Origin of the sequence: Enterobacter oligotrophicus (assembly GCF_009176645.1) — a bacterium.
In the GTDB taxonomy this organism is placed as follows: Bacteria; Pseudomonadota; Gammaproteobacteria; order Enterobacterales; family Enterobacteriaceae; genus Enterobacter; species Enterobacter oligotrophicus.
In genome coordinates this window covers 183,508-198,076 of sequence record NZ_AP019007.1, presented here as the reverse complement: position 1 = coordinate 198,076, position 14,569 = coordinate 183,508, and the positions used below count along the sequence as shown (strand labels likewise).

Sequence of the window (14,569 nt, the reverse complement as noted above, 5' to 3'; positions counted from 1 at the left end):
AAGTCATGAATAAAGTTAGCGGTAAGACAATTAACGTTGCGCTGATCGGGTATGGTTTTGTGGGCAAAACCTTCCATGCCCCACTTATCCAGTCCGTCGACGGGCTTAAGCTGGCGGTGGTTTCTTCTCGTGATGAAGAAAAGGTCAAACGTGATATTCCCGACGTCATCGTCGTTGGGACGCCTGAAGAGGCCATTCAGCATCCGGACATTGACCTGGTGGTCATTGCCTCCCCTAACGCCACCCATGCGCCGCTGGCAACGCTGGCGCTACATTCGGGCAAACATGTGGTGGTGGATAAACCCTTCACCCTTGATATGCAGGAAGCGCGCGATCTGATTGCTCTGGCAAAAGAAAAGCAGCTGTTGCTGTCTGTCTTTCACAACCGCCGCTGGGACAGCGATTTTCTCGGCATTAAGCAGGTTATCGAACAAGGGACGCTGGGCAACGTTAAACATTTTGAGTCACATATTGACCGTTTCCGCCCGGAAGTCCGTGTGCGCTGGAGGGAGCAAAACGTCCCCGGTAGCGGCCTGTGGTTTGATCTGGGGCCACACCTGATTGACCAGACGCTACAGCTTTTTGGCCTGCCGCAGTCTGTGCAGGGCAATATCGCCACGCTGCGCGACGGCGCGGAAATTAACGACTGGGCGCATGTGGTCCTGAATTATCCGGAACACAAAGTCGTTCTGCACTGCAGTATGCTGGTTGCTGGCGGAACATCCCGCTTCACTGTTCATGGCGACAAAGCCAGCGTGCTCAAAGGGCGCATCGATCAACAGGAAGTGCAGTTACTGGCAGGTGTGATTCCGGGCAGTGAGCACTGGGGGGAAGACAGCGACGACATGGTGCTGTTTGATGCCAACGGCGAAACCTCGCGCGTTAAAACCCCGAAGGGCGATCAACGTCAGTATTACCTCAACGTACATGATGCACTGACCGGGAAGAGCGAGAATCCGGTACACCCGGTCGAAGCCCTGGCGGTGATGGCGGTACTGGAGGCAGCGGTGAAGTCTTCTGAAACGGGGTCAACCCAGGCGCTGGAATTAAGCGCTGAAGAGCGTGCTCTGCTGCAATAAAAAAATGCCGGGTGGCGCTGCGCTTGCCCGGCACAGGTTGACCGCTACTGACGTTTTTTTGGCATCATGCGCAGCAGCGTGTTGTCTTTCCAGAAATAGTGATGCATCAGCGCTGCCAGTGCGTGCAGACCAATCACAAAATAGCCCAGGTTTGCCAGCGTGACGTGCCACTCTTTCAGCACATCCACCAGGTCAAAATTCCCTTCCGCCGCATGGGGCATCACCATACCGAAGGCAAACCAGTTATTGCCGCGGTTATACATCATCACCACGCCAATCACGGGCAGCGCAATAAACAGCAGGTAGATAATAAGATGCCCGAGGTGCGACAAGCCGGTGATCATCGCTTTCGGTTTTGGCGTAATAGGCGGTGCCGGGAACTTAAGACGGATAAGCAAACGCGCAACCATCAGTACCAGGACAGAGATACCGCATGAAACGTGGATCATATTAATCAGCGGGCGGTCGCTACGCGGGAAATAGCCCCTGAACTCCATGGCGCAATAGGCCACGATAACTAACAGAAACACCAGCCAGTGAATGCCAATTTGCAGGCCTGTATATTTAGTGCGCATATGGTTTCCTGATAAAAGACAAATACAGCGCCAACATAACCAGCTTTCCTTAAAAATTCATTAACTTTTCTGTATGGTTTTTCAATTACTTCGCCTGGCATGAAGCATCTTCAATTGCCGCACTCCCCGTCATGGTCTAAGCCTGGATAAGTTCAAACTGTCGTATCGACACGTTCAACAGGAGCAAATCATGAGTAAAATTGGCATTAACGGATTTGGACGCATTGGACGCCTTGTATTACGTCGTCTTCTTGAAACCCAGGACAGCAACACCGTCGTCGCCATCAATGACCTCACCTCCCCCAAAGTGCTCGCCTATCTGCTCAAACACGATTCAAACTACGGTGGTTTTCCGTGGAGCGTGGATTTCACCGAAGACGCACTGATTGTCGACGGTAAAACAATCTCGGTGTACGCCGAAAAAGAGGCCAAACACATCCCGTGGAAAGCGGCAGGCGTGGATATCGTTGTGGAATGTACCGGTTTTTATACCTCGGAAGAGAAGTCCCGCGCGCATCTGGATGCAGGCGCGAAAAAAGTGCTGATCTCGGCCCCGGCGGGCGAGATGAAAACCATTGTGTTCAACGTAAATGACGACACCATTGACAGCAGTGACACCATTATCTCCGTGGCCTCCTGCACCACTAACTGCTTAGCACCGCTGGCAAAAGCCCTGCATGACGCGTTTGGTATTAAAGCGGGGACGATGACCACCATTCATGCCTATACCGGTACGCAGGCGCTGGTGGATGGCCCACGCGGGAAGGATCTTCGCGCCTCACGCGCGGCGGCAGAAAACATTATTCCGCATACTACCGGGGCGGCAAAAGCGATTGGGCTGGTGATCCCGGCGCTTAGCGGCAAACTGAAAGGCCACGCGCAGCGCGTGCCGGTGAAAACCGGTTCTGTGACCGAACTGGTGGCGATCCTGGAGAAAAAAGTGACGGTAGATGAGATCCATGATGCCCTGAAAAAAGCGACTCAGGGCAATCACTCATTTGGCTACACCGATGAAGAAATTGTCTCGTCTGATGTGATCGGCTCGCACTTTGGCTCCGTATTTGACGCGACGCAAACCGAAGTGACCGAGGCCGGAGAGATCCAGCTGGTGAAAACCGTCGCGTGGTACGACAACGAATACGGCTTTGTGACGCAACTGGTGCGCACGCTGGATAAATACGCCGCGCTATAATTCGCGATCCCCTCTCACCGGAGAGGGGATCATCTGATTAAGACTGCAAATAGACCACCTGCGTCTGCAGGTACTCATTCAGCCCGTGCTTTCCGTCCGCGCCACCAATACCGGATTTACGCCAGCCGGCGTGGAACCCTTGCATCGCTTCAAAGTTCTCGCGGTTAATGTAGGTTTCACCGAACTTCAGCCCCTTAATCGCTTTCATGGCAACGTTAAGATCCTGCGTATAAACAGAAGAGGTTAAACCGTAATCGCTGTCGTTGGCCATCTTCAGTGCCTCTTCCAGCGTGTCAAAGGCGACCACCGGCAGAACCGGGCCAAACGTCTCTTCATGCATGATCGCCATATCCTGACGCACGTCCAGCAACAGCGTTGGCGGATAGAAGTACCCTTTCCCCTCAACCGCTTTACCGCCGAGCACCACTTTCGCCCCCTCCTGTACCGCGCGCGCCACTTTCTGCTCGACGCGCTCAAGTGCAGCAGCGTTGATCAGCGGCCCCATAGCGATATCGGTGCGCTCAGCCGGGTTGCCAAATTGTACGGCTTTCATCGCCTCGCCCAGACGGTTCACAAAGCGATCGTAAATCCCCTTTTGCACATAAACGCGTTCAGCGCAGTTACACACCTGCCCTGTGTTGATCATACGGGAATCAACAATGGCTTTCACCGCCAGCTCAAGGTCGGCATCGTCCATCACAATCGCCGGTGCTTTCCCCCCCAGTTCCAGACCCACTTTGGTGATATTCTTTGCTGCCGCCGCCATAATCTTTTCGCCCGCAACGACGCTACCGGTCATGCTCACCATCGCCACTTTCGGGTTACCTGCCAGTTCCTGCCCCACGGTTTCACCGCGCCCCAGCACCAGGTTAAAGACCCCTTTCGGCAGCCCGATGTCGTCAACAATTTTGGCGAACGCAATGGCGTTGTTCGGCGTAAATTCGCTCGGTTTGATGACGATGGTATTGCCGGTCAGCAGTGCCGGAGCGAGCTTGCGGGCAATCAGGAAGAACGGGAAGTTCCACGGCAGAATGCCGGTAGTGACGCCGAGCGCACGTTTAAAGACCAGGATATTTTCGCCAGGACGATCGCTCTGGATAATCTCCCCTTCGTAACGGCGCGCCCACTCGGCCATGTAGTCGATGTAGTCGGCGGTAAAATTCACTTCGACTTCCGCCAGTTGCTGAATTTTGCCGCCTTCGGCCACAATTAAGGCGCTGATCTCACTGACGCGCTCACGTATCCCGGCAGAGATTTTACGCAACCAGTGAGCACGTTCGATGGCGGGCAGCGCTTCCCAGCCAGCCTGCGCGCGCTCGGCCGCGTCAATCGCTTTGCGCGCATCGTCGGCACAACCATCGGGAATACGGGAAATGACCTCTTCGGTGGCCGGATTGATCACATCAATCCAGGCATCACCCTGCCAGGCAACAAACTGTCCGTCGATATACATAGGATGTTGTACGGGTACTGTCATGACCTGCTCCTGTAATTACGCTGTTTTCAACAAGTAAATTCATTGTTAAAAACTACAATTACAGCGTCACATTCCTACTCTATCAGGCTGTTTTTGTGAGATATCTCATAGAAGAATCGGGTCAGCCGAATATTTAAGTTACAAACCGGCAACATAAAGTGCCCGTTTGCGAAAAAGAGAGCGCAAACGGGCAACAGATTAAAGCAGAGAACGGCTTGCCAGCGCGTCGGTGAGAATGACGTCATTACGCAAAACATGCCACGCGGCATCAACATCGGCAGGAATATCCACATGGGTAATAAAATCGCGCCCCGCGGGACCATAGCCGTTAATGTCATCCCGCAGACGCGGGAGTTCACCCAGTACCAGCGACAAATAGCGTTCAACGGGCCACAGTCCTTTATTCACGCCGCTAAACCGCAGACCGTTATCGCCATTTTGCAGCACGGGTGTCAGCCCCGGATGGCTCACCCACGTCGGAGAGGCCGGTTCGTCCTGACATACGCGCGCAAAGGTCGCCATCGTGCGGCGTTGCATGGTTGGGTCCTGCACCACCAGCACACGCTCAGCTTCCAACCCGCGGTGTTTGATCATATCCCAGCTAAAGCGTGCATTCTCGCCGCAGTTGGTGGACTGATCTTCTACCAGCACCCGCTCCGCCGGGATTTTCCAGAAACGCGTTGCGATATCCGCCAGGATCGCTGCCTCAGCGCGGCCTGTGGTCGGAAGCGTGTTATAGCGGGGATGCTTCGCAATGGCGGCATACAGGAAGGTAGTGGAATGCCCAATCCCACCGCTTATGAGTAGCGGCACATTCTGTTCTGCCGACACTCTGCAGGCCGCGTCTATAGTTGGGATCACGGCGTTACCTGTCAGAATGACCACATCCACAGGCCGATCGCTTTGCAGGTCATCCTGCGCCAGCCACTGCCCCACCGTATTAACGGCGCTGAGCGTCGCATCCGGGAGACAAGGGAAAATTGTCGGTATCATCGTTACCTCCTTACAGCTTTCAGGGAAAAGCGTACCGCATTCATTAGCGCTGAAAAGGAGATCTCTCTGAAAGCCAGCGCGCCCGTCATACCGCTATTCTCTCATTTTTCTGCTTCAATGGCGTAACATGTCATAATCATATTCACTTGAATTATGATTTGCGTCAGACGTAGAATCATTAGCCCACTAACTATTCCATTTTTCAAAGGTAAACGACGTTATGCGCCTGCCCCAACGCGATCCTTATGCTCCTCGCGAGTGGCAGCCACATGAAAAACCCGCTCTGCTCGGTTCGCCTTCCACGCCGGTGCACAGCACGCCGAAACGGGTTGCCTATGGCGTCGTCGGTTTACTGGTGTGCCTGACGGGTGCGCTGGGGAACGCGGTGGTCACCGCCAATCTGCAAAATCTGCAGGGCACTTTTGCGGCGTGGTCTACCGAGATCGCCTGGTTGCCTGCTGTCTATGTGATGACTAACGTCTCGATTAACCTTTTACTGGTGAAGTTTCGCCAGCAATACGGTCTGCGGGCGTTTACCGAAGGTTTTCTGGTGCTGTATGTGCTGGTGACCTTTTTCCACCTGTTTGTGAACGATCTTAGCTCCGCCCTGATGGTCCGCGCGGCGCACGGCATGGTGGCCGCCGCGCTTAGTTCGCTGGGCATCTACTATCAAATTCAGGCCTGGCCCGCGAAGCACCGCCTGAAGGCACTGACCATCGGCATCACCGGCTCATCTCTTGCTATCCCCCTGGCCCGGCTGTTTTCCACCGAACTGTTGCAGCTTGACGAGTGGCGCGGGCTGTACTTCTTTGAGCTGGGCCTGGCGCTGATATCGCTGGCCTGCGTGATGGCGCTGAAGCTGCCGCCGGGTGACAGGCGCAAGGTATTCGAGAAAAAAGATTTCATTACCTTCTTTCTGCTGGCTCCGGGGATGGCGCTCCTGTGCGCGGTGCTGTCGCTAGGCCGCCTTGACTGGTGGTTTGAAGCGCCGTGGATTGGCTGGTCGCTGGCGCTCTCGCTGGTCTTAATTGTCTCCGCCATTGTGTTTGAGCATAACCGCAGCAATCCCCTGCTCAATACCCGCTGGCTGTCGAGCGGCAGTATCGTGCGCCTGGGGCTGATTATGCTGCTGATCCGCATCGTCCTGGCGGAACAGAACACCGGTGTGATTGGCTGGCTACAGTTTGTCGGGCTGCAAAATGAGCAGATGACCCACCTGGCATGGTCGATTTTCGCCGGGATCGTCTGCGGTATCGTCGCCAGCTGTCTCACGATAAAACCGACGAAACTGGCGTGGCCTATAGTCACTTCGCTGCTGCTCATGATTATCGCCTCGCTGCTGGACAGCCATTCCAGCAATCTCACCCGCCCGGATCAACTGATGCTCAGCCAGTTCCTGCTCGGCTTCGGTAGCGCGTTCTTCCTCGCCCCGGCGATGCTGGCCGGCATTGGTGGCGTGATTGCCGACCCGCGTAATCTGGTCAGTTTCTCTGTGCTGTTCGGCATGAGTCAGAATATCGGCGGGCTTCTCGGCTCAGCCGTTCTGGGCACGTTCCAGACCTGGCGCGAAAAATACCACTCCAGCCTGCTGGCGGATCAACTCACAACGCTGAACCCGCTGGTGAATGAGCGGATTCAGGCTTACACCCAGCTGTACCGGAGCCTGATTGGTGACAGCTCGCTGCTCAGCACGCAGGCCATCACTCAGCTTCAGACGGTCACAACCCTTGAGGCAAACATTCTGGCTTACAACGATACTTACCTTCTGACGGCAGCCATTGCCGCCGCCACGCTGGTGTGGATTTTATGGCGCTTGCTGCGCCTGCGCATCACCGCCCGTATGGCCCTGAAGAAGGCTACTGGCAATAAATGATGGATATTACAATGATTTCTCTGGAGATGTTATGAGTCAGCAGGATGCCGCCAAAGAGCAGGCCAATACCCGCAAAAATGTGCGCATTGTTTCTGTTTTCACCGCAGCGGCAATCGGGATTGTCGGCGTGCTGGTGATCCTTTACGCCTGGCAGCTACCGCCCTTCACCCGGCACGCGCAGTTTACCGATAACGCCTACGTGCGCGGCCAGACGACGTTTATCAGTCCGCAGGTTAATGGCTATATCACCGAGGTGAAGGTGAAGGATTTTGTGCAGGTTAAAAAAGGTGACCTGCTGCTGCAGATTGATGACCGCATCTATCGCCAGCGCGTGCATCAGGCCGAAGCCCAGTTGGCAATGAAAATTGCCGCGCTTAATAACAATCTCCAGCAACGTAAAAGCGCTGAAGCCGTCATCGCCAGAAACGAGGCGGCGTTGAAAAATGCCCGCGCCCAGAGTCTGAAAACCCAGGCGGATTTAAAGCGCGTAAAAGATCTGACAGCAGACGGCTCACTCTCCGTTCGTGAGCGCGACGCCGCACTGGCAAGTGCCGCTCAGGGCAATGCTGATATCGACCAGGCCAAAGCCACGCTTGAGATGTCGCGTCAGGATCTGCAGACGGTCATTGTGAATCGCGGTTCGCTGGAGGCGGATGTTGAAAACGCTAAAGCGGCGCTGGAACTGGCGCAGATTGACCTGCAAAACACCCGAATTGTCGCCCCGCGTGACGGCCAGCTTGGTCAGATTGCCGTCCGCCTCGGAGCTTACGTCACCGCGGGTACTCACCTCACCACACTTGTACCGCCGCAGCACTGGGTGATCGCCAATATTAAAGAGACGCAGCTCGCGAATTTACGCGTCGGCCAGCCGGTAACCTTCACCGTCGATGCGTTAAACGATAAAGCCTACACTGGCCGGGTAGAAAGTATCTCTCCGGCAACCGGCGTCGAATTCAGCGCCATTTCGCCAGATAATGCCACAGGCAACTTTGTGAAAATCGCCCAGCGCATTCCGGTGCGCATCGAAGTGCTGGGTAAACCCGAAGAGTCAGCGCGGCTCCGCCCCGGTATGTCAGTGCAGGTGACCATTGACACACGCGAGGCGCAACAATGACGCTTCGCCCGATAGCTGGCCTGATAATCGCCGTAACGCTGGCCGGATGCCAGTCGGTCGACGTTAAACCTGTGCAACCGTCCCTGCAAATCCCCGCCCAGTGGCGTGCGGCTACCGGGCCGACCAGCCCGGCGGAGCAACTCTGGTGGCGCAATTTTCACGACAACGACCTTAACCGCTACGTGGATCAGGCGCTTAAGAACAACAGCGACGTGCTGATTGCCCGCGAACGTATCAATGAGTATCAGGCACGGGTGTACGCTGCTGACGGCAGCCTGTTTCCGTCGCTGGATGCCGGTGTGACGGGCTCGCGCGCTCGTTCACAATCTGCCGCCACCGGGCTGCCTGTATACGGTACGCTGTACAAAGGTAGCCTGACCGCAAGCTATGACGTCGATATCTGGGGCGTAAACCGTAGCACCGCTAATGCCGCCGAAGCGTCGCTGGAGGCACAAAAAGCGGCGGCGGTCGCGGCTGATTTGACCGTCGCATCCTCGGTGGCCTCCGGGTATGTCACCCTGCTTTCGCTGGATGAACAGCTTCGCGTTACTGAATCCACGCTGAAATCCCGCGAAGAGGCGTTCAATCTCGCCAAACGTCAGTTTGAAACGGGCTACAGCTCACGCCTGGAATTGATGCAGTCAGATTCTGAGTTACGCGCCACGCGGGCGCAGGTTCCTCTGCTGCAGCACCAGATTGCGCAGCAGGAGAACGCCCTGAGCCTGCTGCTGGGCAGTAACCCCGGCGACGTGGTACGCAGTAAACATTTCGACTCACTGACGCCCTTGAAACTCCCTTCGCAATTACCTTCCACGCTGCTTAACCGTCGTCCGGATATCGTTCAGGCCGAACGGCAGTTGATTGCGGCAGATGCCACACTTGCGGCATCGCGCGCCAGCCTGCTGCCGTCGATCAACCTGACGGCAACGGGATCGATACAGGATCGCACGCTCTCCGGTTTACTGGATAACCCGCTGCAGCTCTGGAGCGTGGGTGGCAGTATTCTCGCCCCACTGCTGAACCGTCAGGCGCTGAACGCACAGGTGGATATTTCCCAGTCCCAGCGCAATCAGGCGCTCTACAGCTATGAAAAAACCGTGCGCAATGCGTTTGCTGAGGTGAACGACAGTCTCGACGCCATTACGCGCTATCAGGAACAACTGACGGAGCTGCTGGCGCAGCAGGATGTGGCGCAGGAGACGCTGCGCATTGCGCAGAACCGCTATCGCAATGGCTACTCGTCTTATCTGGATGTACTGGATGCCCAGCGCACGCTGTTCTCGGTGCAGACCAGCGTGGTACAAGTGAAAAATAACCTGCTGCTGGCGCAGATTGATTTATATAAAGCGCTGGGCGGCGGATGGAAGAACGCGTGAATCAGAAGTGTTCTCACCCCGCCCCTCACCCCGCCCCTCTCCCAATGGGAGAGGGAGAAAACCGGCACCCGGCAATTTCCCCTAAGGAGTCAATCTATGCAACAACCGTGGTCTGCAGTAGATAATTACATGATTTCTTCGCTTATCCCTGAGGATGAGGTACTCCAGCAGGTTCTTGAAAACAACAAACGCGCTGGTTTGCCTGAGCACGATGTTGCCGCCAATCAGGGGCAACTGCTGGCATTGTTTGTTCGTATGACTCAGGCAAGGCGTGTTCTGGAGATCGGTACGCTCGGTGCCTACAGTTCAATCTGGATGGCGCGCGCCCTGCCACCGGACGGTAAGCTGATTACGCTTGAAGCTGACCCCACGCATGCCGAGGTTGCACGCCAGAATATCAGCCTGGCGGGGTTGAACGATCGTATAGAGTTAATTGAAGGCGCAGCGCTCAAATCGCTGGAGCAACTTGGCGATATTCCTCCGTTTGATCTGATTTTTATCGATGCAGATAAGCCGAACAACCCCGGTTATCTGGAATGGGCGCTGTACTATTCCCGCCCCGGCACGGTGATTATCGGCGATAACGTGGTGCGCGATGGCGAAGTGATTAACGGGCAAAGCGACGACCCGCGCGTGCAGGGGGTGCGACGGTTTATCGAGATGACTGGGGATAATCCGCGTTTAACCGCCACCGCATTGCAAACGGTGGGGGTTAAGGGTTGGGACGGGTTTACGCTGGCAATGGTGGAACGATAACCAGCCGGGTGGCGGCTACGCCTTACCCGACCTACATTTTCTTCCGTAGGCCCGGTAAGCGCAGCGCCACCGGGCAAGGGTTTTAACCGGAAATCTGCTCCATCGCCTGCAAAATACGCTTATCCGAAATCGGATACGGTGTACCCAGTTGCTGAGCGAAGAAGCTGACGCGTAGCTCCTCAATCATCCAGCGGATCTCCCGCACGTCCTCATCATCGCGGCGCGCCGGAGGCAGTTTGTTCAGCCACTGCTGCCACGCCTGCTGCACGTTTTCCACTTTCAGCATCTGCGCACGATCCCGATGCGGATCGATAGCCATTTTCTCCAGACGTTTTTCAATCGCCTGCAGATAACGCAGCGTATCGCCGAGGCGTTTGAAGCCGTTGCCGGTGACAAACCCACGGTACACCAGCCCCGCCATCTGTGCCTTCACGTCAGACAGCCCCAGCGCCATGGTCATATCCACACGCCCTTTCAGGCGTTTATTGATATTGAATACGGCGGTGAGGATCTGCTCGACCTGTCTGGCGATATCCACCACGGTGTCGTTCAGCCCGGCGCGCACTTTGTCATGCAGCTTCGCAAAACCCTCTTCCGTCCAGACAGGACCGCCCGCCTCGTGGATCAGCTTGTCCACGCCGCAGGAGATGCAGTCGTCAATCAAATCCAGCACTTTCCCGTAAGGGTTGAAGTAGAGACCCAGCTTGGCTTTGTTCGGTAACTTCTCATGCAGATACTTAATCGGCGACGGGATGTTCAGCAGCAGTAAGCGACGCAGCCCGCGCCACATCATCTGCTGCTGCTCCTGCGGGTTATCAAAGAGTTTGATCGCCACGCTGTCGCGTTCATCCACCAGCGCTGGCCAGGCTTTCACCTTGTAGTTGCCGCGTTTCTGCTCGTAGCTTTCTGGAAGCTGACCAAAGCTCCAGATATGCAAGCCGCTCTGCTCAATGCCGTCATCCGCCACGGCAGAGAGCGTCTCCTGCACTTTGCCCTTCAGGGCGTCTTTAAGTTCAGTCAGCGAACGGCCTTCCTGCAGTTTTTTATTTTTATCGTCCACCACGCGGAAGCTGATTTTCAGGTGATCGGGCACCTGATCCCAGTTCCAGTCGTCGCGGTCGATGGTGGTGCCGGTCATGCGCCGGAATTCACGCTCCAGCGCGTCCAGCAGCGGCAGTTCCAGCGGCGTCACGCGGCCTAAAAACGCTTCCGCATAGTTTGGCGCGGGCACAAAGTTACGGCGCACCGGTTTAGGCAGCGATTTAATCAGCGCAATCACCAGCTCGCGACGCAGGCCGGGAATTTGCCACTCGAACCCGCTCTCTTCCACCTGGTTTAGCAGCGGCAGCGGGATGTGTACCGTCACGCCATCCGCATCTGCGCCCGGTTCAAACTGATAAGTCAGCCGCAGCTTGAGGTTGCCCTGATGCCAGAAGTTCGGGTAGTCGAGCTTGCTGACCGACTCCGCGCCCTCTTTGATCAACATGCTCTTTTCAAAGTTGAGCAGGTCCGGCGTCTCTTTGCTGGCTTTCTTCCACCAGCTGTCGAAATGGCGGGCGGAAATGACATCGTGGCTGATGCGCTGGTCGTAAAACTCAAACAGCGCGTCGTCATCCACCAGAATGTCGCGGCGGCGGGATTTATGCTCAAGCTCTTCCACTTCGGCGCGCAGTTTGAGGTTTTCACGGAAGAACGCGTGACGCGTCTGCCAGTCGCCCTCCACCAGCGCATGACGGATAAACAGCTCGCGACACAGGGCCGGATCGATCTGACTGTAGTTGACCTTACGCGCGGCCACCACCGGCAGGCCATAAACGGTCACCTTTTCTGTTGCCATCACCGCGCCCTGCGACCGCTCCCAGTGCGGTTCACTGTACGAGCGTTTCAGCAGGTGCTGTGCGACAGGCTCAACCCACTCAGGATCGATACGCGCCGCAATACGCCCCCACAGGCGGCTGGTTTCCACCAGCTCGGCAACCATTGTCCATTTCGGTGGTTTTTTGAATAAGCCCGATCCAGGGAAAATCGAGAAACGGGCGTTACGCGCGCCGGTAAATTCCTGCTTGTCGGCATCTTTCATCCCGATATGGGACAACAGGCCGGTCAGCAGCGCGATATGAATTTCGCGGTACTCCGCCGGTTCGCTGTTGACCGGAATCCCCAGCTCTTTCACCACCTGACGCAGTTGAGTGTAAATATCCTGCCACTCACGCACGCGCAGGTAGTTGAGGAAATCCACGCGGCACTGACGGCGGAACTGGTTCGAGGAGAGCGCTTTCTGCTGCTCGCCGAGGTAGTTCCACAGGTTCACGAAGGCGAGGAAATCGGACTCTTTGTCGTGGAAGCGACGGTGTTTCTCGTCAGATGCCTGCTGTTTGTCCATCGGACGTTCACGCGGGTCCTGAATCGAGAGCGCCGAGGTGATGATCATCGCCTCACGCACGCAGCCGTGTTTCTGCGCCTCCAGCACCATCCGCGCCAGACGCGGATCGACCGGAAGCTGGCTGAGCTGACGGCCCAGCGGCGTCAGTTTGTAGGCCGTCGCCTGCTCGTCAGTCGTGATCGCACCGAGTTCCTCCAGCAGACGCACACCGTCCTGGATGTTGCGCTTGTCCGGCGCTTCGACGAACGGGAACGCGGCAATATCGCCCAGCCCCAGCGCAGTCATCTGCAGGATAACGGACGCCAGGTTAGTACGCAGAATTTCCGGGTCGGTAAATTCCGGGCGCGACAGGAAATCATCCTCGGAGTAGAGACGGATACAGATCCCTTCCGACACACGACCGCAGCGGCCTTTACGCTGGTTCGCTGAAGCCTGTGAAACCGGCTCAATCGGCAGACGCTGGACTTTGGTGCGGTAGCTGTAGCGGCTGATACGCGCCGTACCAGGGTCAATCACATATTTTATGCCCGGCACGGTAAGCGAGGTTTCCGCCACGTTGGTCGCCAGTACAATGCGACGCCCGCTGTGGGGCTGGAACACACGGTTTTGTTCGCTGTTCGACAGGCGGGCATACAGCGGCAGGATCTCGGTATGGCGCAGGTCGCGCTTGCTGAGCGCATCGGCGGTATCGCGGATTTCCCGTTCACCGCTCATAAAGATCAGAATGTCACCCGCACTTTCGTTACCCAGCTCGTCGACGGCATCAAAAATGGCTTGTAGCTGATCGCGCTCGGTATCGTCCGCCTCTTCGACTATCGGGCGATAGCGCACTTCGACCGGATACGTGCGTCCTGACACCTCAATAATCGGCGCATTGTTGAAATGCTTCGAGAAGCGTTCCGGGTCGATGGTCGCGGAGGTAATGATGATTTTCAGATCCGGGCGACGCGGCAGCAGTTCTTTCAGGTAGCCGAGCAGGAAATCGATGTTCAGGCTGCGCTCATGCGCTTCATCGATGATAATGGTGTCATACTGCATCAGCAGGCGATCCTGCTGGATTTCCGCCAACAGAATACCGTCGGTCATCAGCTTGACCATGGTGTTATCACTGACGTGATCGCTGAAGCGCACCTTATACCCGATGCAGCCACCCGGCTCCGTTTGCAACTCCTCGGCAATGCGGTTCGCCACGGTACGCGCCGCCAGACGACGCGGCTGGGTGTGGCCAATCAGCCCTTTCACCCCGCGCCCCAGCTCCATACAAATCTTCGGTAGCTGCGTGGTTTTCCCCGACCCGGTTTCCCCCGCGACAATCACCACCTGGTGATCGCGCACGGCGTCGAGAATGTCCTGTTTCTTCTGGCTGACAGGCAGGTTTTCCGGGTAGGCGATCGCCGGACGTGCGGCTTCGCGCAGCACAACCTTCCCTGCCGCCTGAGCTATCTCTTTCGCCATCTCCTGGTAAATGGCCTGTTGTGCATCAGGATTTTTAACCTTCTTAACGCCGTGCAGACGGCGCGCAAACCGCTGTTTGTCGCGCAGCATCAGGGAATCAAGCTGTTGCAGGAGCATCGGGAAGGTGAATTTTTGTTGATCTGTCATAGCGTTAACGGGCAGTGCACTGCCGGATAAATTCTCTTTTTAATGATTGATATAGAGTACCACATCGGCGCTTTTAGCGCCTTATTCAAAAATTTCGAACATAGAATTCGATATATTGCGCTATCCCTGTGGCAGGATTGTGAATAGAG

General features: G+C 56.1%; 10 protein-coding genes. 6 read left to right on the top strand and 4 right to left on the bottom strand.

Annotated elements, in window-relative coordinates; translation table 11 throughout:
• Positions 1 to 5 precede the first annotated feature (5 nt).
• Complete coding sequence (locus EoCCA6_RS00970) at positions 6 to 1,079, top strand: oxidoreductase (protein ID WP_152081051.1); 1,074 nt, start codon at positions 6 to 8, stop codon at positions 1,077 to 1,079.
• A gap of 44 nt (positions 1,080 to 1,123) precedes the next feature.
• On the opposite strand, the gene cybB is transcribed toward EoCCA6_RS00970, so the two are convergent.
• Positions 1,124 to 1,654: a cytochrome b561 gene (cybB, locus tag EoCCA6_RS00965; protein ID WP_152081050.1), complete on the bottom strand. Its 531-nt coding sequence runs from the start codon at positions 1,652 to 1,654 to the stop codon at positions 1,124 to 1,126.
• A gap of 190 nt (positions 1,655 to 1,844) precedes the next feature.
• Between cybB and gap the strand changes: the two genes are divergently transcribed.
• Positions 1,845 to 2,846: a type I glyceraldehyde-3-phosphate dehydrogenase gene (gene gap, locus EoCCA6_RS00960; RefSeq protein WP_152081049.1), complete on the top strand. Its 1,002-nt coding sequence runs from the start codon at positions 1,845 to 1,847 to the stop codon at positions 2,844 to 2,846.
• Between the two features lie 37 nt (positions 2,847 to 2,883).
• Here gap and aldA read toward each other — a convergent pair whose 3' ends face one another.
• Together aldA and EoCCA6_RS00950 are read right to left on the bottom strand one after the other, a co-directional pair.
• Positions 2,884 to 4,323 (bottom strand): aldehyde dehydrogenase, encoded by a 1,440-nt coding sequence (gene aldA, locus EoCCA6_RS00955; RefSeq protein WP_152081048.1) that lies wholly within the window; start codon positions 4,321 to 4,323, stop codon positions 2,884 to 2,886.
• A 198-nt stretch (positions 4,324 to 4,521) separates the two neighbouring features.
• On the bottom strand, positions 4,522 to 5,316 hold the full coding sequence (locus tag EoCCA6_RS00950) for a YdcF family protein (protein WP_152081047.1): 795 nt from the start codon (positions 5,314 to 5,316) through the stop codon (positions 4,522 to 4,524).
• Positions 5,317 to 5,536: 220 nt separating this feature from the next.
• Between EoCCA6_RS00950 and EoCCA6_RS00945 the strand changes: the two genes are divergently transcribed.
• The 4 genes from EoCCA6_RS00945 to EoCCA6_RS00930 all read left to right on the top strand — a co-directional run bounded on the left by EoCCA6_RS00945 (position 5,537) and on the right by EoCCA6_RS00930 (position 10,435).
• A complete protein-coding gene (locus EoCCA6_RS00945; protein ID WP_167515519.1) occupies positions 5,537 to 7,189 on the top strand; it encodes an MFS transporter in 1,653 nt (550 codons plus the stop codon).
• 31 nt (positions 7,190 to 7,220) lie between these two features.
• Positions 7,221 to 8,303 (top strand): HlyD family secretion protein, encoded by a 1,083-nt coding sequence (locus tag EoCCA6_RS00940; protein ID WP_152081046.1) that lies wholly within the window; start codon positions 7,221 to 7,223, stop codon positions 8,301 to 8,303.
• Complete coding sequence (locus EoCCA6_RS00935) at positions 8,300 to 9,679, top strand: efflux transporter outer membrane subunit (protein WP_152081045.1); 1,380 nt, start codon at positions 8,300 to 8,302, stop codon at positions 9,677 to 9,679. Before EoCCA6_RS00940 ends, EoCCA6_RS00935 begins: the two co-directional genes overlap by 4 nt.
• 96 nt (positions 9,680 to 9,775) lie before the next feature.
• Positions 9,776 to 10,435, top strand: a complete 660-nt coding sequence (locus EoCCA6_RS00930) for an O-methyltransferase (RefSeq protein ID WP_152081044.1) — start codon at positions 9,776 to 9,778, stop codon at positions 10,433 to 10,435.
• Positions 10,436 to 10,517: 82 nt separating this feature from the next.
• Here the strand turns inward: EoCCA6_RS00930 and hrpA are convergent, their stop codons facing one another.
• Entirely contained in the window at positions 10,518 to 14,420 is a 3,903-nt protein-coding gene (gene hrpA / locus EoCCA6_RS00925) for an ATP-dependent RNA helicase HrpA (RefSeq protein ID WP_152081043.1), read from the bottom strand.
• Between the last annotated feature and the right edge of the window lie 149 nt (positions 14,421 to 14,569).